The sequence below is a fragment of the Methylobacterium sp. BI1 genome, assembly GCF_056680125.1.
Map to the genome: position 1 here is coordinate 1,223,482 of NZ_CM155267.1, position 21,519 is coordinate 1,245,000.

Below are 21,519 nucleotides of genomic sequence, written 5' to 3' on the forward strand. Positions count from 1 at the left end.
GCCGGCGAGCGGACGTATAGCGAGCCCTCATCGGAGCCGCAAGCGCTTCCTTGCGGGAAATCGTCGGGACAGTGTCGTTCTCAGATCCGGACGGCCCAGTTCTCCGGGAGGCGGTAAAGGTGGCAGGTTTGGCCGGGCCGCGGAATAGCGACGGCACCGGCGGCCTCCGGTCCGAGCTCCAGATCGGACAGCGACCAGCCGGAGCCGAGTGGGTCGGCACCCTCCCAGGTCACGGACAAAGTCGAGGGTTCCGCGACACTGACGTCGAAGCCGTCGAGGGGATGCATCAGGCCAGTGCCCAGCGCCTTCACCACGGCCTCCTTCCGCGTCCAGAGGCGAAAAAACGCGGACTCTTGGAGGGATCGCGGCATCTGCACCAGGGCGGTGATCTCCCTTGGGTGAAAGTGCGCGCGCGCGATCGCGAGCGGGTCGCCGACTGGCCTGATGGCTTCGACATCCACGCCGATCGGCGTCTCGGTTGAGACAGCTACCAGCGCGAAGGAGCCGGAATGTGAAAGGTTGAAGTGAAGGCCCGCACGTTGATGCGACGCCAGAACCGGTTTTCCGTCGGCCTCCTGTACGAAGCTCAGGTCCTGGGGACGCCGATTCACATAACCCGCCAGGATCAACCGAAGCGCCGCATGGCTCTCGACGAAGCGCGCACGATCTTCGGTCCGCAGGAAGCGGTCACCGCGGACGCGCTCTTCGTCCGAGAGCCAAGCGGTTCGTTCAGGTGGGAGAGCCGTACCGAGAGAGAGATCGACCCGCCAGACGACCGCGCCGGCAGTGGCGCAAGGGAGGGTACAAGCCCAGTTCCGATGGGCTGGAGTCGCCGCATTGATGAGGTTGGACGCCGGGCCGTTCGCGGGGAGCCTATCCATCCTACGGTGCATATAGCCCTGTCACACTCGCAAAGCGGGCGTTGGCAGAGCTGTAATCCAATCCGCTTGACCCACGGAAGCCGAAGTTTCGCTGCATGGAGCCCAGAGGCGCCGCGAATCTCTTAGGCGTAGACGTTGCCGCCTGTCTGGGGGAAGCGCTCTGCCAGGGCGCGCCGCAGCTTTTCGAGCGCACGATTCTCGATCTGACGGACCCGCTCCTTGGAGATGCCGAGTCGATGGCCGAGGGCTTCGAGAGTCGCTTGATCCTCGGCGAGGCGGCGCTCCTTGAGAATGCGCAACTCGCGCTCGGACAGGACCGTCAGGGCCTCGTTCAGCCAGATCAGGCGCCGCTCGCCATCCACAGTCGCGGAGACGGTCTCGTCTGGAAGGGCGGCCCCATCGACAAGGAAGTCCATGCGCTCGGAAGAGGCTTCGCTCTCTTCGCCCACCGGCGCGTTCAGGGACATGTCCGGACCCGACAGCCGCGCGTCCATCAGGGCGACGTCTTCCCTCGAGACACCGATGGCCGTCGCGATCCGGCGATGGATCTCGTCGCCGACATGCTCTTCCGTCGACTGCATCAGCCGGGCCCGCAGACGACGGAGGTTAAAGAAGAGCGCCTTCTGGGCCGAACTCGTGCCCCCGCGAACGATGGACCAGTTGCGGAGGATATAGTCCTGGATCGAGGCGCGGATCCACCACGTTGCATAGGTGGAAAAGCGAACCTCCCGCTCGGGCTCGAAGCGGGCCGCGGCCTCCATCAGGCCTACGTGCCCCTCCTGGACGAGATCGGCCATGGGCAGGCCGTAATGCCGGAAGCGTCCGGCGATGGCGATGACGAGACGCATATGCGCCGAGATCAGCCCGTGTAGGGCGCGTTCGTCGCGCTCGTCCTTCCAGCGGACGGCGAGTCCCCGTTCCTCGTCCCGCGCAAGGAAGGGCGCCTCCATCGCCGTGCGTATGAACTGCCGCCGTATCCCTGCGATATCCGCCATCCCCGCCTCCGCCTCGATGAAACGTGTGCTTCTGACCACAGGAAGCCGTCGCCGATCGAAATCGGGCGGGAAACCTGTGACTGGCAACGCGACAACCCGAGGTCGGTGGGATGGTTCCGCGTGCGGGATGCTTCACACGGTCTCGTGAGCGTTCGAAAGGTCTTTGATCGGGTCAAAAAGAAAACCCGGCGCGTGGGCACCGGGCTTTGAACGATGGGAGGTCCCGGAACGTGTCCGAGACCAGGGTGGCTGCCGATCAGGCCGCCTCTTCCTGCAGATCGTCGCCCTCGGCTTCACCTTCCGCCTCGGCCTCGCCCTTGGCGCGGCGGGGGGACTTGGCAAGGCTCTGCTCGATGAGCTTCAGGGCCTCGGTCTCGGTGATGCGGTTCACCGACGAGATCTCTCGCACGACCCGGTCGAGGGCCGACTCGTAGAGCTGGCGCTCGCTGTAGGACTGCTCGGGCTGCGCCTCGGAGCGATACAGGTCGCGCACCACTTCGGTCACCGAGAGGAGATCGCCCGAGTTGATCTTGGCCTCGTATTCCTGGGCACGACGCGACCACATGGTCCGCTTGATCCGGGCGCGGCCGGTGAGGAGGTCCAGGGCCTTCTTCACGAGATCCGGTTCGGCGAGCTTGCGCATGCCGACGCTGTTGGCCTTGGCGGTCGGCACGCGCAGGACCATCTTGTCCTTCTCGAAGGACACCACAAACAGCTCAAGCTTGTAGCCGGCGATCTCCTGCTCCTCGATGGCGGTGATGCGACCGACACCGTGAGCCGGGTACACGACCGCTTCGCCGGTCTTGAAGCCTTGGCGGCCTGCCGTCGTCTTCTTGGCTGTGGTCATGCGAGAAGCGCCTCCAGAACATTGCGCGGCCTTGAACGCCGCGCCGAACCCTGTAATCCGGGGTGGGTCACCCGGCTCCAGCCCCTTGTCCGAAGGATCTGCATCAGCGACGCATAACCTGCCGGTTCCCGGGCAAGCCGATGATCGCGCGACGAGAGAACGGTCGCCGAAAGCACCTGAGCCTTCAGCAATCGATCGCATGCGACCCCAGTCCACAGCTGAGTGTGAGACCCATCAGGTGATGGCTGGAGGCAGCACGTCGGGCACGAACGACGGCAGACATTTGTAATAACACAAACCGGCCGACGAATCAAAGGATTGCCCGCGCCGAGCCGTGGGAACGGCGACCGCTCGCCAGCCCTCCACAGCCTCTTCGTCACCGCTTCGTGAGGAGAATGGCGCCGACGAAGGGGCGCTCCACGATCTCCCTCGCGGCGATCAGTCGCCGGTGCCGGGATTGGCCGAGAAGTGGGCTTCGAACTTGCCGGCGACGCCGTCCCAGGTCTTGGCGTCCGCCGGGGCGTCCTTCTTCTGCGTAATGTTCGGCCACGTCCGTGCGTAGTCCGCGTTCACCTTCAGCCAGGTCTCGAGGCTCGGCTCGGTGTCGGGCTTGATCGCCTCGGCGGGGCATTCCGGCTCGCAGACGCCGCAATCGATGCACTCGTCGGGGTGGATGACGAGCATGTTCTCGCCTTCGTAGAAGCAGTCCACCGGACAGACCTCGACGCAGTCCATGTACTTGCACTTGATGCAGTTGTCGGTGACGACGTAGGTCATGGGGCCTTCAGTCCTTGATCCGGCCATCGCCGGGAGCGTCCCGATGCCGATGCATGGTCGCTCGCGCAAGATCGTTGCACGGATGCCTTAATGCGGGGTGGCGGTAATGCTGGGTCGCATGGGCAAGATGGAGTCGCGCTGGCTCTAGACCCTGGCCGGGAGGCTGACAAGCGCGCCGGCGGACCTCCCGCACCGCCATGCGCCCGGTGTCGCGCGGGCGACACGGACGGCTCGGCTATTCGGGGGCGTCCCCCACCACTTCGTAGAGTTGCTGGGCCTCCGACGCCGGGCCACGCCGCTCGCCGAGATCGAGGATCCGGGCGATCACCGTGGCGTGCGCCGCGGCCACCGTCACCACATCCCCGAGGGCCACGGCCGTCGCGGAGGCGTCGACCCGCTTTCCGTTCACCCGGACATAGCCGTCGGCGACGAGGCGGGCCGCGAGCGACCGGGTTCGCGCGAAACGCGCGAACCACAGCCATTTGTCGAGCCGTTGACGTCCCGGCTTCATCCCACCTCAGCGCTTGCGGTCGTTCCCGGCCTCAAGCTGAGCCTTCAGTGCGGCGAGCTTGGCGAATGGCGAATCCGGGTCCGGCGCACGCTCGCGCCGCTGCGGACGGGGCTCGTCGCGGGGTGCGGCCCGCGGTTCGTCCCGACGCTCAGGCCGGGTCCGGCCCGGCTCGAAGCGCTCGCGACGCTGCGGTCGGCCGCCATCCGGGCGTCCCTCGCCGGGGCCGCCGCGACGCCCGCCCTCGGGTCGCTCGCCCGGCGCTCCGCCGCGTGGACGGTCGCGACCCTCGGCGCCCGGGGCGCCTGGACGGCGATGGTCGGGACGCGCGTCGCCCGCCGCGCGGTTCGGGGCGCCACCGTCGCGACCCTGGCCCCGCGGACGATTCTGGCGCGGGTTGGCATGGCGCTGGTGACGCTGAAGCCGCCAGACTTCGACGGTGGCCACCTCGGCCACGGGCCCTTCGGATGGCGTTTCGCCGTCCGCGGCCTCGGCCGCAGCCTCCGTGGTGGTCGCCTCCGGCTGCGCAGCTTCGGCGCCTTCCGCGGGATGCTCGGTCGCCTCGGCGACGGCCGCGGCGTCGGCGACGGGCTGCGGTGCGGCGTCCTCCGCAGGCTCGGACGATTCCCCGGCAGCGTCTTCCTGGATTGTGTTTTCCTGAGCGGGACTTTCCTCGGCGTCTGCTTCCGGCGTGCCGGCTGCGACGGAATCCTCGGTCGAGCCTGGGGTGATCGCGGGCTCGGTAACTTCGGCTGGTGCCGGGCTCTCGGCGACCGGAGCCTCGTCGGTGCCGCCTTCGGGCACCGCTTCACCCGCGGCCTCCGCCGGGGCGTTCTCGTCTGTCGCCGCCCCGGCGCTGGTGGCGTCGGTGCTGGCGGTCGCGGGTACGACGGGCTGGGTCGGGGCCGCCGGGAGCAGCGGCACGGTGATGGCCGGGCCCGGGCGCGTCTCGGAGGCATAGCCGAGGGATTTGAGGATCGAGGCGAAATCCTCGCCGGAGCAGCCGACCAGGGAGGTCATGCCCACCGTCGCCACGAAGGCATCGCCATCGGCCGCACCCACCGGGGCCTCGCCCGGAGTCGTGCCGGGGCGATAGGCGATGGCCGGCCGGATCAGGTCGGCCAGGCGCTCGAGGATGTCCACACGCACGGCGCGCTCGCCACAGACCCGGAAGCCGGCAGCGCGATACAGACCCTTGGCGATCTCGGGATCGACCTTGATCGAGGTCCGGCCGGAGCTCGCCAGATGGGCGATCTCGTCGAGGCCGCGCTGGTCGAGGCCACCGTTCTTCAGGGCCCAGAGCTGGGCCGCCAGGGTCCGGGGCGCCGGCTTCAGCAGGGCCGGCAAGAAGATGTGGTAGGCACCGAAACGGACGCCGTGACGGCGCAGGGCGCCGCGGCCCTCTTGGTCGAGGGTGCGCATCTCCTGCATCACCTTGGCGCGCTCCAGCACGCCGAGGGCCTCCACCACCTGGAAGCCGATGCCCTTTGCGAGACCGGTCAGATCGGCCGCGGTCTCGATCTCCATCAGCGGGCCGAGGAGACGTACCACGTAAGCCTTGAGCCAGGCGACGAGCCGGGCCTCGACCTTATCGCGGGCCGGGCCGGTCAGCTGCTCGTCGGCGAGCAGGCGGACATGCGGCTCGAACAGCTTGTCGCCGGGCATCAGCTTGGCGACCGGGTCGCCCGTCCAGCGGATGACGCCGTCGTGGCTCAGCACCAGGGAGGCGTCGGCAGCCGACGAGAACCGCTCGGCGCGGGCCTCGATCTCGCCGCCGAGCGCCTTCTCGGCCGCGGAGCGCAGGGTCTTGGCCTCATGTCCTTCCGCACCGGGATCCGGAACGAACTGGAAGCCATGAAGATGGCCGACATGCTGGCCCTCGACGGTGACGTCCCCGCCGGCGGTGATCTCAGCTTCCAACATCGTATTCTCTCTCAGGCGCCGCATCAGGACGCTGGTGCGCCGATCGACGAAACGGCTCGCGAGGCGTTCGTGCAGGGCGTCGGACAACCTGTCCTCTACCCGACGCGTCTCGCCCTGCCAATGCACCGGATCAACGAGCCAATCCGGACGGTTCGCCACGAAGGTCCAGGTCCGCCCCTGCGCGATGCGCTGGGAGAGGGCGTCGATGTCGCCGTCGGTACGGTCGATCATGGCGACGTGCTTGGCGAACCAGTCGTCGGGGATGCGCCCTGCCATGCCGCGCATCAGGAAGCGGTACAACTGGGCGACGAGGTCGGCATGGGTCTGCGGATGCACCTTGCGGTAATCCGGCACGCCGCAGACGTCCCAGAGTCGGCGGACATGGGCAGGCCGGTTCGCGAGGTCGCGGATGTCGTCCTCGCGCATCAGGATTTCGAGAGCGGACTGGTCTTCGCCCATGGGCGCGCGGGTCAGGCCCTTCTCGCGCGGGTGCTCGTCCAGGCTTTCCTGCAGCGCCTTCAGCGTGGAGAAGTCGAGGTCGGGATTGCGCCATTGCAGGACGCGCAGGGGCTCGAAGTCGTGGGTCTCCAGCGCCTCGATCATCTCCGGCTCGAAGGGCGCACACCGGCCGGTCGAGCCGAAGGTGCCGTCCGAGAGGTGGCGCCCGGCGCGACCCGCGATCTGCCCCATCTCGGGCGGGGTCAGCTTACGGAAGCGGGTGCCGTCGTATTTCCAGTTCGCCGCGAAGGCGACATGGTCTACGTCGAGGTTGAGGCCCATGCCCACCGCGTCGGTGGCGATGAGGTAGTCGACGTCGCCTGACTGGTAGAGCTCCACCTGCGCATTGCGGGTCCGCGGCGAGAGCGCGCCGAGCACCACGGCCGCGCCGCCGCGCTGGCGCCGGATCAGCTCCGCGATGGCGTAGACCTCCTCGGCCGAGAACGCGACGATGGCCGAGCGTCGCGGCAGCCGGCCGAGCTTCTTCTCGCCCGCGAAAGTGAGCTGCGACAGGCGCGGCCGCGTCGTGGTGTGCACGCCGGGAATCAGCGACTGCACCAGAGGCAGCATGGTGGAGGAGCCGATGAGTAGGGTCTCCTCGCGCCCGCGCTGGTGCAGCAGGCGATCGGTGAAGACGTGGCCCCGGTCCATGTCGGCGGCGAGCTGGATCTCATCGATCGCCACGAAGGCGACGTCGAGGTCGCGCGGCATCGCCTCGATGGTGGAGATCCAGTAGCGCGGCCGGTCCGGCTTGATCTTCTCCTCGCCTGTGACGAGGGCGACCTTGTCGACCCCCACCTTCGCGACGACCCGCAGGTAGACCTCCCGCGCGAGCAGCCGGAGGGGCAGGCCGATCATGCCCGTCGGGTGGGCGAGCATGCGCTCGATGGCCAGATGGGTCTTGCCGGTATTGGTCGGCCCGAGCACCGCCGTGACGCCGCGTGCGCGGGCCTGCGGGGAGAGGGAGGGGCGGATCATGAGGTGGGGGCGGTCCCTTCGGCGAGGCCGGCAGGCTCAGGAACGGGGGAGACCGCCGCGGCGCCGTCAGGGTCGGCGCTGCCGTGGCGGCTGCGCTTCATATGGGTCGCCATAGCCCCGCCTGCCATCCCGTTGCGGCATGCCGGATGTGCCGAGGCTGGGGTAGATTCCGATCTCCACTGGGGGCTGGCCCCCCTGCGGTGCGACATCGGCGCAGAGGGTGTCGGGTACCGCCGTGAGGGGGCCGCGGCGCGGCGGGCGATTCTCGATCACCTGGGCGGAGGAGTAGGCGTCGCCGCCGCAATCCTGTCCGGTGGACAGGCTCGACTGGGCCAGCGCCTGCCCGCCCATGAGGACGAGCGCTGCGGCGAGCGCGCAGGGCCGGGCGATTCGCGAGCGGGCGATCGCGCTCACTGGGCCAGGCTGGCCTGTGTGACCGGGTTGCTCGGCGCGGACACCGTTGTGCTGCCCTGCTGCCCGCCGGTCTGCGTCCAGCGGGTGGCCTCGATGATGTTGGTGCCCACCGTGGTCCGGACGGCGATGCGCACCGGCAGGAGGACGCGGGTGCCCTCCACCGGCGCGAGCCAGACCGACATCTCGCGGTTGTCCTCCATGAACTTGACGCCCGGCCGGTCCGGACGATGGCCGGCGATGGGTGTGTAGCGCGCATTGCAGACGAGGACGGGACCGCTGTAGCCGGGCTTGGCCACGCTGCGGGTCTCGCCGTAGCTCAGCACGACGTCGAACCGGGTCGCGCCGTCGAAGATCGGCAGGGTCCGGTTGCAGTTGGCTGGATCCATGGGGTCGGCGCGTCCCTGCACGGGCATCATCAGGGCGCTGGCCGGATCGATGACACCGCGCTTGTTGGCGGGCGTGATCGGCACCCGGTCGCCCATGTCGACGAGGGGCGGGGTGATCTCCGCCTGGGTGACGGTGCCGCGTGCCAGGGCCATGCGGACGGCGATGCCGGAATTCGTGGTCTTCGTGGCGATCGCGAAGGTGTTGGGCTGCGGCGCGGCCGCGATGGCGCCGCTGGCGCGGGCCGAGCCCATGCCGCCGGTGACCACGCCCGCGAGGCCCGTCAGGCGCGCCGAGACGTCCATCCGATAGCCGGATCCCTCGAAGGCGCCGGCCACCTGAGCGTTCCCGATGGTGAGCCCGGCCAGGGCGATGTCGTAGTCGACGGTGACGGTGGCCGCTGTCTTGGAGGCCGATCTGCCGGCCTTGGTGCGTGCCTCCGCCGCCGGGGCGGCGAGCAGGGCCGCGAGCGTCAGCAGGCTGGCGCCGAGGAGAGAGAGAGGGGCGGGGCGCTTGCGGGTGCCGCACATGGCTGGGGACTCGGGGTTGGCTGTCGGTCTCCGGGCGAACGGGCCGGGGACATCTCGCCGGCATCGTCCGTCCTCATGGTTAACACATCGTTGGGAGCGGACCAGTCAGGCTTGTGCGCCTGCGTTCCACCGGCCGGCGAAACGGCGCGAAAGATCGCGTCGGACCTTGACGCCAAGGGGCACAGTCCCCTATAGGCTCGCGCCTTCAATGAGAACGCCGCTCCACCGGGCCTGGCGTGCGAGAAACCGTTTGCCGCCACGCGGTTCTGGTTTCCCGCCAGCCTGTCGGACATGCGGAACGAGACGGGAAATAGAACAATGTCGCGCCGTTGCGAACTCACGGGCAAAGCCGTGCAGACCGGCCACCTCGTGAGCCACTCGAACCGCAAGACCAAGTGCCGGTTCCTGCCGAACCTGTGTCAGGTCACGCTGCAGTCGGACGCGTTGAAGCGCCGGGTGCGCCTGCGCGTCACCGCGCACGCCCTGCGCTCGGTCGAGCACCGCGGTGGCCTCGACGCCTTCCTGATCAAGGCTCGCGAGATCGAGCTGTCGCAGACGGCTCGCCTCCTCAAGCGCGAGCTGCACAAGAAGCTGGCCGAGGTCGAGACCCCCGTCGCCGCCTGAGGTTTCGGCGGGATCGAATCGCTTCGGCACGCACCGCCGGCGATCCCGCGCAACGCTTCCGTCCAGGTTCCCGAACGGTCGCCGTACGCTCAGCGCGTGCGGCGACCGTTCGCGTTGGAGCACCGGCTCGCCGTCGATGACCGTCCTGTCGCTCGTCGTCCCGATCTTCGGGCTGATCCTGGTCGGCTGGGTCGCGGCCTTGGCCGGCTTCCTGTCCGACAAGGTCAGCGACGGCCTGTCGGAATACGTCTTCTCCATCGCCGTCCCGGCCCTCATCCTGTCGACGCTGACGCGCCCGGGCCTCACCGGTGAGATCACGCCGTCCTACTGGCTCAGTTACTTCGGCGGCGCCGGGCTCTCCTGGCTGATCGGCTCGCTCCTCAGCCTGCGCCGCACGGGCGTGGAGCGGCGCGGCGCGATCCTGCATGGCTTCGCCGCCAGCCAGTCGAACACCGTCTTCATCGGCGTGCCCATGATCCTCCAGGCCTATGGCGAGGAGGGGGCCTTCCCGCTCTTCATGCTGCTGGCGGTGCATCTGCCCCTGATGATGGGCTGCGCCACGTTCCTGATCGAGGCGGACGGGCAGGCCTCGATCCTCCGGCGCCTGCGCGGGCTCGCCCTGGTCCTCCTTCGCAATCCGATCTTCCTGGCGCTCATCGCCGGCCTCTCCCTCAAGGGCCTCGGGCTCGCTCCTGCCGGGATGGTCAAGTCCCTGGTCGATGCCCTGGCGGGGACCGCCTCGACCTGCGCGCTGATTGCCCTGGGAGCCGGACTCGTGCGCTACCGGGTTCTTCACGACCTGCCCAGCGCCATGGTCATCACCGGCCTGAAGCTCGTGATCCATCCCCTCGCGGTCTGGGTGCTGGCCTTCCACGTCTTCACCATGCCGCCGGCCTATGCGGGCGTGGCGACCCTCTTCGCCGCCATGCCCGTGGGGATCAATGCCTATCTGCTAGCCTCGCGCTACAAGACCGAAACCGGCGTGGTCGCCGCCGCCGTGATGCTCTCGACCCTGCTCGCGATCGTGACGACCGTCGTCTGGCTCACAATTCTCGGACACGCTTGACGGTTCGGACGCATGTTTGTACCGATCGGTACAGGCGCTCAAAAGTCGATCAAGGATCCGGGCGTCGAACCTGAACCAGGGAGATGCCGTCATGTCCGAATCGCGTCCGCCGTTGCCGCCTTTCACGCTCGACACTGCGATCCAGAAGGTGCGTGCGGCCGAGAACGGCTGGAACGGCTGTGACCCCGAGAAGGTCGCGCTCGCCTACACGCCGGACAGCCGGTGGCGGAATCGAGCGGAGTTCTTCTCCGGTCGCCCCGCCATCGTGGCCTTCCTCCAGCACAAGTGGGCCCGCGAGCTGGACTATCGCCTGATCAAGGAGATCTGGGCGCATGGCGATGACCGGATCGCGGTGCGGTTCGCCTACGAATTTCACGACGCGTCCGGGCAGTGGTTCCGCGCCTACGGCAACGAGAACTGGGCCTTCGATGCGAACGGGCTGATGCGCGAGCGCCATGCGAGCATCAACGATCTCGCCATCACCGAAGCCGAACGCAAGTTCCGGTGGGACCGCGCCGCGCCGCGTCCCACGGATCACCCGGGCCTGACGGAGCTCGGTCTCTAGGGGCTCGGCATGGCGAAGGGGGAGGGCGCCCGGTCCGCAGCGATCCCGGTGCTGGCCGAGGTCTTCCGGGAATACGGCTACGAGGGCGCGAGCCTCGCGCTCCTCGGGGCACGCACCGGGCTCGGGAAGGGGAGCCTCTATCACGCCTTCCCGGGTGGCAAGGCCGAGATGGCGGAGGCTGTGCTCGCGGCGATCGCGGCGTGGTTCGAGACACGGATCTACGCGCCGCTGCGGGAGGAGGCCGATTCGCATGCGGCGATCACCCGGATGCTGTCGGAGACCGATGCTTACTTCCGTTCCGGCGGCCGGGCCTGCCTCGTCGGGGCCTTCGCCCTGACGGAGGGCCGGGATCGGTTCTCCGCTTCGATCGCCGGATATTTCGTGGCTTGGCGCGCCGCCCTGGCCGCCGCCCTGCGGCGGGTCGGACACAGCCCGGAGGCGGCGGCCGACCTCGCCGAGGAGGCCGTCGCGGCGATCCAGGGCGGGCTCGTCCTGTCGCGGGCCCTGAACGAGCCCGCAGCCTTCGGGCGAACCCTGGAGCGGTTACGACACCGCTTGATCCCCGATCCCTGATCCCTTCGGCCCTATCACCGGGTCGACGGTCGGGATTGGGGCTCAGCTGCCAGGCGTCAGCTTCAGGATCTTGCCGTCCGCCCCCTCGGTGACGGCATAGACGGCACCGTCGCTGCCGACCCGGACGTCACGAATGCGAGCCTGCAGGGCAATCCGCTCCTCGGTCACGACCTTGTCGCCGTCGAGCTTCACCGCGACGATGCCCTCGCTGACGAGTCCGCCGATGAGAAAGGCATCCTTCCAGGCCGGAAAGGCGTCCCCGGCGTAGAGGGCCATTCCCGACGGTCCGATCACCGGATCCCAGTAATAGACCGGCTGCGCGGTCCCGCCTGCCTGGGTCTTGCCCTCGCCGATCTTCTCGCCGCTGTATTCCAGCCCGTACGTGACCTCCGGCCAGCCGTAATTCACGCCCGGGCGCGGTCGGTTGAGTTCGTCGCCGCCCCTTGGGCCGTGCTCGGCGGTCCAGAGCCGGCCCTGTGGGTCGAGGGCGGCTGCCTGGACGTTCCGGTGTCCGTAGGACCAGATTTCGGGCTTGGCCTTCTCGCCACCCGAGAACGGGTTGTCCTTGGGCGCATTCCCATCGGTGTCGATGCGGAACACCTTGCCGAGCCCGCTGGTGAGATCCTGGGCTTGAACCCGGGTGACCTTGTCGGAGCGCTCGCCAACCGTGACGAACAGCTTGCCGTCGGGGGCGAATACGAGGCGCGAGCCGAAATGCTTGTCGCCATCATAGGTCGGCATCTGCCGGAAGATCACCTTGACCTCGTCGAGACGGGCGACGCCGTTCTCCTCGATCAGCTTGGCCCGGAGCACGCTGGTGCCGTTGCCCTTCTCCCGCGGCTCCGAATAGCTGAGATAGATCCGCCGGTCGGCCGGGAAGCTCGGGCTGAGGGCGACGTCCAGCAGGCCGCCCTGGCCCCGCGCGTCGACCTTCGGCACACCCGGGATCGCCGGCCCGGGCGTGCCGTCCTTGGCGACGATCCGCAGCTTGCCGGCCTTCTCGGTCACGAGCATTCGGCCGTCGGGGAGGAACTCCATCGCCCAGGGGCTGTCGAGGCCCTTGGCCACCACCTCGGTCTTCACCTTCGTGGCGACCTCGGGCTTCGGGGCCCGGGTCTGGTTCGGCAGAAGGGGTTTGTAGGGCGCGTTCGGCGCTTCCGTCTCGGCCGGGCTGTTGCCGGTGGCTGCGCTGGTAGGCGCCGCGAAGGCATCGCCGCCCACCCGGGGCTGCCTCGGTTCGGTCGCCGCCGGCTCCTGCGCATGGACGGCGGTGCCGAGGCTGAGGAGGGCTGCGGTGGCGAGCAGACGATACGGATTGCGCTTCACGTCGGGTGTTCCTCCATGCCGGTCCCGGGACCGGCTTCGGATCGAGCCCCATCGGCCGGCCGACCGGTCCGCCGGGGCAGGGATGAGAGGGACATGGGGCGACGGACACGCTTTGACGAGGGTTGGCCGGCCGTGGATCGCCGGGCGGGATCGGTACGCGCCTGGACCGTGGACAAACCACGTTCCCGATGGAGGTCAGCCCTGCTTGCAGTGCAGGATGCCTTGACCGTTCCCCACGCCATCGCCAAGTCTCGTCAACAGCGCACAGTCTCGCGGCGCGATGACGGCGAAGAGGTGGTTCCGCAGGCGCGGAAACCGGAAAGGAAGTTACCCCATGGCGACGGTGAAAGTGACCGACGCGAGCTTCGAGCAGGACGTTCTCCAGTCCGCGGAGCCGGTCGTAGTGGATTTCTGGGCCGAGTGGTGTGGCCCCTGCCGCCAGATCGGCCCGGCTCTTGAGGAGATTTCGGCGGATCTCCAGGGCAAGGTGAAGATCGCGAAGGTCAATGTCGACGAGAACCCGGGAATTGCCGCCCAGTACGGCATTCGCTCGATCCCGACGCTCCTGATCTTTAAGGACGGTCAGCTCGCGAGCCAGAAGGTCGGTGCAGCGCCGAAGGGCGACCTGTCCCGCTGGATCCAGGCCAGCGCTTGAGAGCTTGGGGCGCGGCCGTCCCATAGGCGGGCCGTACGCATCCCTGACAATGAAAAAAGCCCGGCCGTGCAGCCGGGCTTTTTTCATTGTCGGATGGTGGTAGCAGCATCGCGCAGAGGGTCGCGGAGCGTGGGCGATCCCCAAACGGAAGAAGCCCGGCCATGCGGCCGGGCTTCCCCGTTTCGAGACCCGATATGTCGGCTTAGTACGAGCCGAACTTGTAGTTCAGGCCGGCGCGGACGACGGCGAACTCGGTGTTGCGCACCTGGGTGCCGCCGCTGACCAGGACGACGCCCGGGCTGGCGGTGGTGATGACGGCGCCGGCGTTGTTGATGGCGAAGGCGCCGTTGTTGCGGTTGCCCTGGTCGAGGTTCACGTACAGACCTTCGACCTTCAGCGTGACGGCCGAGGACCGGAAGAAGTTCAGGAACGAGTCGGTGGGGAGCGCGTACTCGATACCGCCGCCGGCAGCCCAGCCGGTCTGGAACTCGTCACGGCTGCGGTTCGGCAGACCGAAATCGCGGCCGCCACCCGAACCGTAGGCGAAGCCGCCGGTGCCGTAGAACAGAACGCGGTCGAAGGCGTAGCCGAGGCGACCGCGGACGGTGCCAAAGTAGTCGAGGCCCGAGATGCCGGCCGGGTTGAAGACCTGCTGGGCAGCCAGCGGGCCGGTGGCCGAGAAGCGGTTCCGCTCACGACCGAAGTCGACGTACTGGGCGTCGGCCTCGACACCGATCACGACACCGGAGCCCGGGGTGAACTGGTAGTTGTAGCCGACCTGACCACCGCCGACGAAGCCGTCGTTGTTCTGGCCGTTGCCGAAGGCGATGACCTGGGTGGTGCCCGGCAGGACCAGGGTGCTGGCGCCGTTCACGCCGATGACGGTCGGCTGGTTGTTGCTGGAGGCGTCGAAGCCGTAACCAGCGTTGAAACCGGCGTAGAAGCCGGTCCAGGTGAACACCGGCACCGGCACGAAGACCGGCGGCGCAGCGCGACGCGGAAGGTCAGCGGCCGAAGCGGCCGCGGTGAGGGCCGTGAAGGCCGCGAAAGACGTAAGAAGCTTTTTCATTATTTGATCCCCAGCGATATGCCCGATCGATGGAGAACCTACTGCAGTTTCCACAGCCAAGATGTAGCGCCAGGGTCACACAGCAGAGCTGACGTGGTCGTGATCGAACCCGGAAAAGTTAAGGAAAATCAGGTGGGAGGCGTCCCGTTCGCGGTGAGGACAGCACCGACCAAGTAGAGCGAACCGCAGATGAGGATGCGCGGCGGCTTCTCGAACGCGATATCGCCCAAGCTTTCCAACGCGGCCTCTACGCTCGGCGCGGACTGCGCATTCAGTCCGACATCTGCCGCGATGCTCGCAACCTCGTCTGCCGGTCTGGCCGCCATCTGCCCGGCGATCGGAACTGCCATCAGCACCCGCGCCAGACCGATGAAGTTCCGCAGGAAGCCCTCAGCGTCCTTGGTGCCCAGCAATCCGACGATGAGGACCAGTGGCACATCGGAGCGCTCGCCGAGATCCGCCATGGCGGCGGCGAGGATGCGTCCGCCGTCGACGTTGTGACCGCCGTCGAGCCAGAGCTCGGCGCCCGGCGGCACGAGTTCGGACAGGCGGCCGCGGTTCAGCCGCTGCAGGCGTCCGGGCCACTCGACGCTGTTGAGACCCGCCTCGATGGCGGCGGTGCCGATATCGCCGAAGCCGGCCGCGCGCAGAGCTGCGATCGCCGTGCCCGCGTTGGTGAACTGGTGCCGGCCGTTCAGGCGCGGTTTCGGCAGGTCGAACAGGTCGAGATCGTCCTGATAGACGAGGCGACCGCGCTCGGCATGGACCGAGAAGTCCTGGTTGCCCACCCGGATCGGCATGGCCCCGGCGGCCTCGGCGAGGCGGCAGAGCACCGAATCGGCCTCGGCGTAGTCCTGCGCGGCGATGATCGCCGGGCAGCCCTTCTTGAAGATCCCGGCCTTCTCGGTGGCCACGGCCTCGACGGTGTCGCCGAGGTATTCCGCGTGGTCCCGGCCGATCGGCGTCACCACCGCGGCAGCGGGGCTGTCAATGACGTTCGTCGCATCCACCCGGCCGCCGAGGCCGACCTCGAGCAGCAGCACGTCGGCCGGCTGCTCGGAGAACAGCAGCAGGGCGGCCGCCGTGGTGATCTCGAACACCGTGATCGGCTCGCCCTCGTTGGCCGCCTCGCAGCGGGCGAAGGCATCGGCGAGCTGATCCTCGGGTACGAAATGCCCGCCCCCGATCGCGCCGATGCGGATGCGCTCGTGAAAGCGCACGAGGTGGGGCGAGGTGTAGACGTGGGCCGCCAGGCCCGCCGCCTCGAGGATCGCCCGCATGAAGGCGATGGTCGAGCCCTTCCCGTTGGTGCCGGCGACGTGGATCACCGGCGGAAGCTTGCGCTCGGGATGTCCGAGGCGGGCAAGCAGGCGCTCGATCCGCCCGAGCGACAGGTCGATCGTGCGCGGGTGGAGGGCGAGGAAGCGCGCCATCAGCGCGTCGGAGGAATCCATGATCGAACGTCGTGTCGCGAAGGGGAGGGGGATCGGGTGTGGCGCCTCAGGCAGGCTCCGGGACCGGCGTGGCCGTCCGGATCGGCTGCGCGCCCGGCTCCTGGTTCATGAGAAGGCCGCACAGGTTGGCGATCGTGTCCTTGAGGGCGTGGCGGTGCACGACCTGATCGACCATGCCGTGGTCGCGCAGGTATTCCGCGCGCTGGAAGCCGTCGGGCAGCTTCTCGCGGATCGTCTGCTCGATGACGCGGGGGCCGGCAAAGCAGATTAGGGCACCGGGCTCGGCGAGATGGACGTCGCCCAGCATGGCGTAGGAGGCGGTGACGCCGCCGGTGGTCGGATTGGAGAGCACCACGATGTAGGGGAGCTTGGCCGCGTTGAGCCGGCGCACCGCCACGGTGGTGCGGGGCATCTGCATCAGCGAGAGGATGCCCTCCTGCATGCGGGCGCCCCCCGAGGCGGAGAACAGGACGTAGGGGGTGCGCTTGTCGAGGGCCGTCTCGGCGCCGCGCACGAAGGCTTCGCCCGCCGCCATGCCGAGGGACCCGGCCATGAAGGCGAAGTCCTGCACGGCCAGCGTCATCGGCAGGCCCGAGACCCGGCCGAAGCCGACCTTGAAGGCGTCGGCCATTCCGGTCTTGGCCCGGGCGTCCTTCAAGCGGTCGACGTAGCGCTTCTCGTCGCGGAACTTGAGGGGATCCGCGGCCACCTCCGGCAGCGGCACGTCGATCCAGGTGCCCTCGTCGAACATCATCTTGAGGCGCGCCTGGGCGCTCATCTTGAGATGGTGCTCGGAGCCCGGGATGACCCAATGGTTGCTCTCCACCTCCTTGTGGAAGACCATCTGGCCCGTGTCGGGACATTTGACCCAGAGGTTCTCCGGGGTCTCGCGCTTGAACAGGGTCTTGATCTTGGGGCGAACGACCTCCGAGATCCAGTTCATCGGTTCAACCATCATGCGACGGCGTCCTTGTGCGGGCTCGAAGCGAGCGAGCCGGAAGGTCTCTGCAAATTGCGTCAGGCGCGGGGCGAGGAGCGAACGCCCTCGGCCAACTCGCGGACCAGGGCGCTGACGGCCTCGACCGTCCCGCCCTTCGATTTGCCCTCGTCGTCGAGGGTCGCCCGCATGGCATCGACCAGGGCCGAGCCGACCACCACGCCGTCGGCGCCGCGCGCGATCGCGGCGGCATCCGCGCCGGTGCGCACGCCGAAGCCCACGACGATCGGCAGGTCGGTGTGGCGCCGGATCCGGCCCACGGCTTCCGCGACCCGGTCGAAATTCGGTTTCGCCGTCCCGGTGATGCCCGTGATCGAGACGTAGTAAACGAAGCCCGCGGTGTTCGCGAGGACGGCCGGGAGGCGCTTCTCGTCGGTGGTCGGCGTGGCGAGACGGATGAAAGCCAGGCCCTTGGCCAGCGCCGGCAGGCAAAGCTCGTCGTCTTCCTCGGGCGGAAGGTCGACGATGATCAGCCCGTCGATGCCGGCCGCGAGGGCGTCGTCGAGGAAGCGATCGACGCCGTAGGCATGGATGGGATTATAATATCCCATCAGGATCACCGGTGTCTCGGTATTCCCGTCGCGGAAGCGCCGGACGAGGTCGAGGGTCCGCACCACGCCCTGTCCGTGCTTGAGCGCGCGCAGGCCGGCCGCCTGGATCGCGGGACCGTCGGCCATGGGATCGGTGAAGGGCAGGCCGAATTCGACGATGTCGGCCCCCGAGGCCGGGAGCGCCTGCAGCACCTTCAGGGAGGTCTCGGCATCCGGGTCGCCGGCCATGACGTAGGTGACCAGGGCCGCCCGCTTTTCCGCGCGGCAGCGCGCGAAGGCGGCGGCGATCCGCGCCTGACCGGGATTTGCCGAACTCGTAGCCGTCATGACACTCACGTCTCGCGTTCCTCGGAGCCGCCGGAGGTGCGGCCCGGGATCAAGCCGCCGCGCCTACACCATCGCGACCGGCCCGTGAAGCGTGCGGCGCGTCGCGTCGATCCCGAGGGGCTCGGCAACGAACCTTTAACAGCCTTTCGAAAGCCGGCCTTCAACCTCGGGCGGCATGGTCGGAGCCCGGCGGGGTTTCGACTCGCCAGGGGGTGGCTGCATGACTCTGCCGGACATCGTCCTCGTCGTCCTCCCGTCCGGCCTCGCCTTCCTGGCCGGCTGGTTTCTGCGCGCGCGCACCCGCCCGGCTCCGGTCGGCGCCCGGTTGGCCACCCAGGAGGGGGGGCGTACCGAGCATCTCGAGGACCGGATCTGGCGCCTCTCCGAGAGCGAGGAGCGCTACCGCGCCCTGGTGGAGGCCACCACGGAAATCATCGTTCAGCGGGATTCCCAGGGCCGGATCACCTTCGCCAATGCGGGCTTCGGCCGCCTCGTCGGGGCCGAGCCCCTGTCGCTCCTCGGCACGACCCGCCAGCCGGAGGTGCTGGAGACCGGCGAGATGGTGCGGCAGGCGGACGGCGTCCGCCGGATCGAGATGCGGCTCGCCCCAGACGCGGGGCCTCCGCGCTGGTACGCGTTCATCGAGATGCCGGTGCCGGGCAGCAACGGCGAGACCCAGTGGCTGCGCGCCGGCGCCGACATCACCGAGCGGGTCGAGTCCGCCCGTTCCCTCGACGAGGCCCTGACCCGGGCCGAAGCCGCCAACGTGGCGAAGTCGCGCTTCCTCGCCACCGTGAGTCACGAGTTCCGGACGCCCCTGAACGGGATTCTCGGCATGGCCGACCTCGTCCTCGAGACCGGGCTCGATCCGGAGCAGCGCACCTACGTCGAGGCCATCGGCACCTCCGGCAAGGCGTTGCTGACCCTGATCGACGGCATCCTCGATTTCTCACGGATCGAGGCGGGGCGCCTCGACCTCGCCGCCGAGCCCTTCGACCCGGCCGAGATCGCCGAGGGCGTGGTGGAACTGCTGGCGCCCCGCGCCCAGGACAAGGGTATCGAGATCGCGGTCGATGTCGCCGACGACGTTCCCCGCCTCGTGATCGGCGACGCCGACCGGGTCCGGCAGATCCTCGTCAATCTGGCCGGCAACGCCATCAAGTTCACGGGGACCGGCGGCGTCGGGGTGGAACTGACTCAAGGGGACGGCCACCTGCGCATCGCCATCGCGGATACGGGTCCGGGCATCCCGGAGGACCGAATCCCGCGCCTGTTCGAGGAGTTCGAGCAGGGCGACGACACCGCGAGCCGCCGCCACGAGGGAACCGGGCTCGGCCTGGCCATCACGCGCCGCCTCGTCACCCGAATGGGCGGCCAAGTCGACGCGACGTCGCGCCTCGGCACGGGCAGCACCTTCACCGTCGCCCTCCCGCTCGACATCGCCGAGGGAGAACGGGAGCGCCCACCCGCCCTCGCTGGACGCCGGGTGCTCATTGTCGCGACCTCGCCGTTCCAGGCGCCGTACCTCGCGCGCCGGTTGACGCGGTCCGGGGCCACCGCCCTGGTGGTGCCCGACCTCGCCGCCGGGCTCGCGGCCCTGCCGGGGGCGGGCTTCGACGCCCTGCTGGCGGATCGGACCCTCGGCGACACCGCCGTGCGGACCCTCGCCGGGGAGGCCCGGCGCCACGGGGTACGCTGCTGCCTGGTGCTGCTGTCACCCTTCGATCGCCGGGACTTCGGCGCCCCGGCCGCGTCCGGGTTCGACAGCTATCTCGTGAAGCCGGTGCGCGCCCGCTCGCTGTTCGATCGCCTGCTCGCGCCGACCTCTTCGCGGAGCGCGCGCGCAGCGACGGCGAACGCGACTCCGCAAAGGAACACTCCCCGCCCGGAGGAGACCCATTGTCCCGAACCGGAGGCTTCGCCCGCCTCGATCGCCCTCGGACCGCGTGTGCTCCTGGCCGAGGACAACCCGATCAACGCCCTGCTGGCTACCAAGGCCCTGCAGCGCCTCGGGGCGATCGTCGTCCTGGCGCGGGACGGGGAGGAGGCGCTCGCCCGCATCCGCGAGGCCTCCGACGCGGCGCCCTTCGACCTAGCCCTCCTGGACATCCGCATGCCCGGGCTCGACGGGCTCGAGACCGCCCGACGGATTCGTGCGGGCGACAGCGGGCCGCGCGCCGCCGCCCTGCGGCTCGTCGCGCTCACCGCCAATGCGGGCTGCGACGACGAGCGTCAGGCTCGGACCGCCGGCTTCGATGATTTCCTCGCCAAGCCCCTGGATCTGCGGCTCCTGCCGGATCTGCTGGCCCGTCGCGCTGCGGCCGCATGAGCGTTGACACGCCGATCCTCCCGCGCGAACACCGCGCCATGGCCGATGACCTCACTTCCGATGCGCCGACGCGCAACCACGACCGCCGCGTCGCCTGGGGCGTGGTCGCCCTCACGGCCGCGACGGTGCTGATCGGAGCCGCCGTACCGGCGCCGTCTCATCCCAAGGCGAGCCTCGCACCGAGCGAGGACACGGCCTGTGCCGAGTGGGGCGACGGCTGTCGCGTCTGCCAGCGCGGCGAGGGGGGCATCCACTGCTCCCTGCCGGGGATCGCCTGCGTGGCGAAGGAACAGAGCTGCCTGCGCCGCGTCGGCGGCTGATCGACCGGCGGTCGTGAGCGATCCGCCCGTGAGCGGCCCGGTCTTCCGCTTCGCCCCCAGTCCGAACGGCCGCCTGCATCTCGGGCACGCCGCGTCCGTCCTCCTGAACGACGCCCTCGCGCGGGGCACCGGCGGTCGCCTGCTTCTGCGGATCGAAGACATCGATCCGGTTCGGTCACGCCCCGAATTGATCCAGGGTCTCCGCGGCGACCTCGCCTGGCTCGGCCTGCGCTTCGCTCCCCCGGAGCGCCGCCAGTCGGAGCATCTCGACACCTACCGGCACCGGGTCTCCACCCTGGCCGAACGCGGCCTAGCCTATCCGTGCTTCTGCTCGCGTGGCGTGATCGCCGCGATGGTGGAGGCCGAGGCCGTACGAAGCGGTATGCCGGTGCCGCGCGACCCCGACGGAGCGCCGCTCTACCCGGGCACCTGCCGGGCGCTGCCAGAGGGCGTTGCCGACCGGCGCCGCGCCGCCGGCGAACCGCATAGCTGGCGCCTCGATACGGCCAGGGCCCTGGCCGCCGCCCCCGGGCCGCACGTCATGCGGACCTTCGCCGTGACGTCGGGGGAGGGGAGGGGGCCTGTCCGCGGGATCGGGACCGAGCGGGACGAGCTCGCCGATCCGGCGCGCTGGGGCGATCCCGTGATCGCCCGGCGCGATGTGCCGACGAGCTATCATCTCGCCGTCGTGATGGACGATGCCGTGCAGGGCATCACCCACGTGGTCCGCGGCGCGGACCTGCGCGCCAGCACCGACCTGCACGTCCTGCTGCAGGCGCTGATCGGGGTACCGTCGCCCCGATACCATCACCACGAGTTGCTGCGGGACGCCGCCGGCGAGAAGCTCGCGAAATCCCGCGGTTCGCAATCCCTCGCCGACCTGCGCGCATCCGGCGAGAGCTCGGCAGCCCTACGGGCCCGCCTCGGC

General features: G+C 69.2%; 20 protein-coding genes (1 of these 20 only partly in view). 8 read left to right on the forward strand and 12 right to left on the reverse strand.

Annotated features, from left to right (window positions below; all coding sequences use genetic code 11):
- Positions 1-80: 80 nt before the first annotated feature.
- From AC1MGR_RS05915 to AC1MGR_RS05945, 7 genes are all read right to left on the reverse strand, one after another.
- On the reverse strand, positions 81-881 hold the full coding sequence (locus AC1MGR_RS05915; RefSeq protein ID WP_480233974.1) for a 4'-phosphopantetheinyl transferase family protein: 801 nt from the start codon (positions 879-881) through the stop codon (positions 81-83).
- A 122-nt stretch (positions 882-1,003) separates the two neighbouring features.
- The gene (locus AC1MGR_RS05920) at positions 1,004-1,876 is read right to left on the reverse strand and encodes an RNA polymerase factor sigma-32 (protein ID WP_055956812.1); all 873 of its coding nucleotides are present in this window, start codon (positions 1,874-1,876) and stop codon (positions 1,004-1,006) included.
- Between the two features lie 256 nt (positions 1,877-2,132).
- Positions 2,133-2,723, reverse strand: coding sequence for a CarD family transcriptional regulator (locus AC1MGR_RS05925; protein ID WP_103710281.1), 591 nt, complete (start codon positions 2,721-2,723; stop codon positions 2,133-2,135).
- A 438-nt stretch (positions 2,724-3,161) separates the two neighbouring features.
- A complete protein-coding gene (fdxA, locus tag AC1MGR_RS05930; protein ID WP_055956805.1) occupies positions 3,162-3,500 on the reverse strand; it encodes a ferredoxin FdxA in 339 nt (112 codons plus the stop codon).
- A gap of 235 nt (positions 3,501-3,735) precedes the next feature.
- Positions 3,736-4,011 carry an RNA-binding S4 domain-containing protein gene (locus AC1MGR_RS05935; RefSeq protein WP_480233975.1) on the reverse strand — a complete coding sequence of 92 codons (276 nt, stop codon included), beginning with the start codon at positions 4,009-4,011 and terminating at the stop codon, positions 3,736-3,738.
- Positions 4,012-4,017: 6 nt separating this feature from the next.
- Positions 4,018-7,407 carry a helicase-related protein gene (locus AC1MGR_RS05940; RefSeq protein ID WP_480233976.1) on the reverse strand — a complete coding sequence of 1,130 codons (3,390 nt, stop codon included), beginning with the start codon at positions 7,405-7,407 and terminating at the stop codon, positions 4,018-4,020.
- Between the two features lie 410 nt (positions 7,408-7,817).
- The gene (locus tag AC1MGR_RS05945) at positions 7,818-8,735 is read right to left on the reverse strand and encodes a DUF3108 domain-containing protein (RefSeq protein ID WP_108035102.1); all 918 of its coding nucleotides are present in this window, start codon (positions 8,733-8,735) and stop codon (positions 7,818-7,820) included.
- 318 nt (positions 8,736-9,053) lie between these two features.
- On the opposite strand from AC1MGR_RS05945, the gene rpmB reads away from it, so the two are divergent.
- From rpmB to AC1MGR_RS05965, 4 genes are all read left to right on the forward strand, one after another.
- On the forward strand, positions 9,054-9,359 hold the full coding sequence (gene rpmB / locus AC1MGR_RS05950; RefSeq protein WP_056185141.1) for a 50S ribosomal protein L28: 306 nt from the start codon (positions 9,054-9,056) through the stop codon (positions 9,357-9,359).
- A 136-nt stretch (positions 9,360-9,495) separates the two neighbouring features.
- On the forward strand, positions 9,496-10,425 hold the full coding sequence (locus tag AC1MGR_RS05955; protein ID WP_480233977.1) for an AEC family transporter: 930 nt from the start codon (positions 9,496-9,498) through the stop codon (positions 10,423-10,425).
- A 91-nt stretch (positions 10,426-10,516) separates the two neighbouring features.
- Positions 10,517-10,990, forward strand: coding sequence for a nuclear transport factor 2 family protein (locus tag AC1MGR_RS05960; RefSeq protein WP_108035100.1), 474 nt, complete (start codon positions 10,517-10,519; stop codon positions 10,988-10,990).
- Positions 10,991-10,999: 9 nt separating this feature from the next.
- Positions 11,000-11,563: a TetR/AcrR family transcriptional regulator gene (locus AC1MGR_RS05965; protein ID WP_480233978.1), complete on the forward strand. Its 564-nt coding sequence runs from the start codon at positions 11,000-11,002 to the stop codon at positions 11,561-11,563.
- A 42-nt stretch (positions 11,564-11,605) separates the two neighbouring features.
- Here the strand turns inward: AC1MGR_RS05965 and AC1MGR_RS05970 are convergent, their stop codons facing one another.
- Entirely contained in the window at positions 11,606-12,889 is a 1,284-nt protein-coding gene (locus AC1MGR_RS05970) for a PQQ-dependent sugar dehydrogenase (RefSeq protein ID WP_480233979.1), read from the reverse strand.
- Between the two features lie 334 nt (positions 12,890-13,223).
- Here AC1MGR_RS05970 and trxA point away from each other — a divergent pair, with 334 nt between their 5' ends.
- Positions 13,224-13,544 carry a thioredoxin gene (gene trxA, locus AC1MGR_RS05975; RefSeq protein ID WP_055956782.1) on the forward strand — a complete coding sequence of 107 codons (321 nt, stop codon included), beginning with the start codon at positions 13,224-13,226 and terminating at the stop codon, positions 13,542-13,544.
- Positions 13,545-13,746: 202 nt separating this feature from the next.
- Here trxA and AC1MGR_RS05980 read toward each other — a convergent pair whose 3' ends face one another.
- The 4 genes from AC1MGR_RS05980 to trpA all read right to left on the reverse strand — a co-directional run bounded on the left by AC1MGR_RS05980 (position 13,747) and on the right by trpA (position 17,942).
- On the reverse strand, positions 13,747-14,613 hold the full coding sequence (locus AC1MGR_RS05980; protein WP_480233980.1) for an outer membrane protein: 867 nt from the start codon (positions 14,611-14,613) through the stop codon (positions 13,747-13,749).
- A 128-nt stretch (positions 14,614-14,741) separates the two neighbouring features.
- The gene (locus AC1MGR_RS05985) at positions 14,742-16,067 is read right to left on the reverse strand and encodes a bifunctional folylpolyglutamate synthase/dihydrofolate synthase (RefSeq protein WP_480233981.1); all 1,326 of its coding nucleotides are present in this window, start codon (positions 16,065-16,067) and stop codon (positions 14,742-14,744) included.
- Between the two features lie 46 nt (positions 16,068-16,113).
- Positions 16,114-17,022: an acetyl-CoA carboxylase, carboxyltransferase subunit beta gene (accD, locus tag AC1MGR_RS05990; protein WP_108035332.1), complete on the reverse strand. Its 909-nt coding sequence runs from the start codon at positions 17,020-17,022 to the stop codon at positions 16,114-16,116.
- Positions 17,023-17,084: 62 nt separating this feature from the next.
- The gene (trpA, locus tag AC1MGR_RS05995; protein WP_108035095.1) at positions 17,085-17,942 is read right to left on the reverse strand and encodes a tryptophan synthase subunit alpha; all 858 of its coding nucleotides are present in this window, start codon (positions 17,940-17,942) and stop codon (positions 17,085-17,087) included.
- A 220-nt stretch (positions 17,943-18,162) separates the two neighbouring features.
- Between trpA and AC1MGR_RS06000 the strand changes: the two genes are divergently transcribed.
- The 3 genes in view from AC1MGR_RS06000 to gluQRS are tightly spaced (at most 38 nt apart) and all read left to right on the forward strand, a layout consistent with a single transcriptional unit that may run on beyond the window.
- The gene (locus AC1MGR_RS06000; protein ID WP_480233982.1) at positions 18,163-20,271 is read left to right on the forward strand and encodes an ATP-binding protein; all 2,109 of its coding nucleotides are present in this window, start codon (positions 18,163-18,165) and stop codon (positions 20,269-20,271) included.
- A 38-nt stretch (positions 20,272-20,309) separates the two neighbouring features.
- Positions 20,310-20,591, forward strand: a complete 282-nt coding sequence (locus tag AC1MGR_RS06005) for a hypothetical protein (protein WP_480233983.1) — start codon at positions 20,310-20,312, stop codon at positions 20,589-20,591.
- A gap of 13 nt (positions 20,592-20,604) precedes the next feature.
- Positions 20,605-21,519, forward strand: the 5' portion of a protein-coding gene (gene gluQRS, locus AC1MGR_RS06010) for a tRNA glutamyl-Q(34) synthetase GluQRS (protein ID WP_480233984.1). It continues 9 nt past the right edge of the window; only the first 915 of its 924 coding nucleotides appear in the window; its start codon is at positions 20,605-20,607; its stop codon lies off the right edge, out of view.

Excerpts from the sequence above, each read along its gene's own strand:
- AC1MGR_RS05925 (WP_103710281.1), bottom strand. The coding sequence starts at position 2,723 with ATGACCACAGCCAAGAAGACGACGGCAGGCCGCCAAGGCTTCAAGACC.
- AC1MGR_RS05945 (WP_108035102.1), bottom strand. The coding sequence starts at position 8,735 with ATGTGCGGCACCCGCAAGCGCCCCGCCCCTCTCTCTCTCCTCGGCGCC.
- AC1MGR_RS05980 (WP_480233980.1), bottom strand. The coding sequence starts at position 14,613 with ATGAAAAAGCTTCTTACGTCTTTCGCGGCCTTCACGGCCCTCACCGCG.
- AC1MGR_RS05965 (WP_480233978.1), top strand. The coding sequence starts at position 11,000 with ATGGCGAAGGGGGAGGGCGCCCGGTCCGCAGCGATCCCGGTGCTGGCC.
- accD (WP_108035332.1), bottom strand. The coding sequence starts at position 17,022 with ATGGTTGAACCGATGAACTGGATCTCGGAGGTCGTTCGCCCCAAGATC.
- fdxA (WP_055956805.1), bottom strand. The coding sequence starts at position 3,500 with ATGACCTACGTCGTCACCGACAACTGCATCAAGTGCAAGTACATGGAC.
- AC1MGR_RS05985 (WP_480233981.1), bottom strand. The coding sequence starts at position 16,067 with ATGGATTCCTCCGACGCGCTGATGGCGCGCTTCCTCGCCCTCCACCCG.
- AC1MGR_RS06000 (WP_480233982.1), top strand. The coding sequence starts at position 18,163 with ATGACTCTGCCGGACATCGTCCTCGTCGTCCTCCCGTCCGGCCTCGCC.
- AC1MGR_RS05915 (WP_480233974.1), bottom strand. The coding sequence starts at position 881 with ATGGATAGGCTCCCCGCGAACGGCCCGGCGTCCAACCTCATCAATGCG.
- AC1MGR_RS05935 (WP_480233975.1), bottom strand. The coding sequence starts at position 4,011 with ATGAAGCCGGGACGTCAACGGCTCGACAAATGGCTGTGGTTCGCGCGT.
- AC1MGR_RS05960 (WP_108035100.1), top strand. The coding sequence starts at position 10,517 with ATGTCCGAATCGCGTCCGCCGTTGCCGCCTTTCACGCTCGACACTGCG.
- AC1MGR_RS05940 (WP_480233976.1), bottom strand. The coding sequence starts at position 7,407 with ATGATCCGCCCCTCCCTCTCCCCGCAGGCCCGCGCACGCGGCGTCACG.
- trxA (WP_055956782.1), top strand. The coding sequence starts at position 13,224 with ATGGCGACGGTGAAAGTGACCGACGCGAGCTTCGAGCAGGACGTTCTC.
- AC1MGR_RS06005 (WP_480233983.1), top strand. The coding sequence starts at position 20,310 with ATGGCCGATGACCTCACTTCCGATGCGCCGACGCGCAACCACGACCGC.
- AC1MGR_RS05920 (WP_055956812.1), bottom strand. The coding sequence starts at position 1,876 with ATGGCGGATATCGCAGGGATACGGCGGCAGTTCATACGCACGGCGATG.
- AC1MGR_RS05955 (WP_480233977.1), top strand. The coding sequence starts at position 9,496 with ATGACCGTCCTGTCGCTCGTCGTCCCGATCTTCGGGCTGATCCTGGTC.
- trpA (WP_108035095.1), bottom strand. The coding sequence starts at position 17,942 with ATGACGGCTACGAGTTCGGCAAATCCCGGTCAGGCGCGGATCGCCGCC.
- rpmB (WP_056185141.1), top strand. The coding sequence starts at position 9,054 with ATGTCGCGCCGTTGCGAACTCACGGGCAAAGCCGTGCAGACCGGCCAC.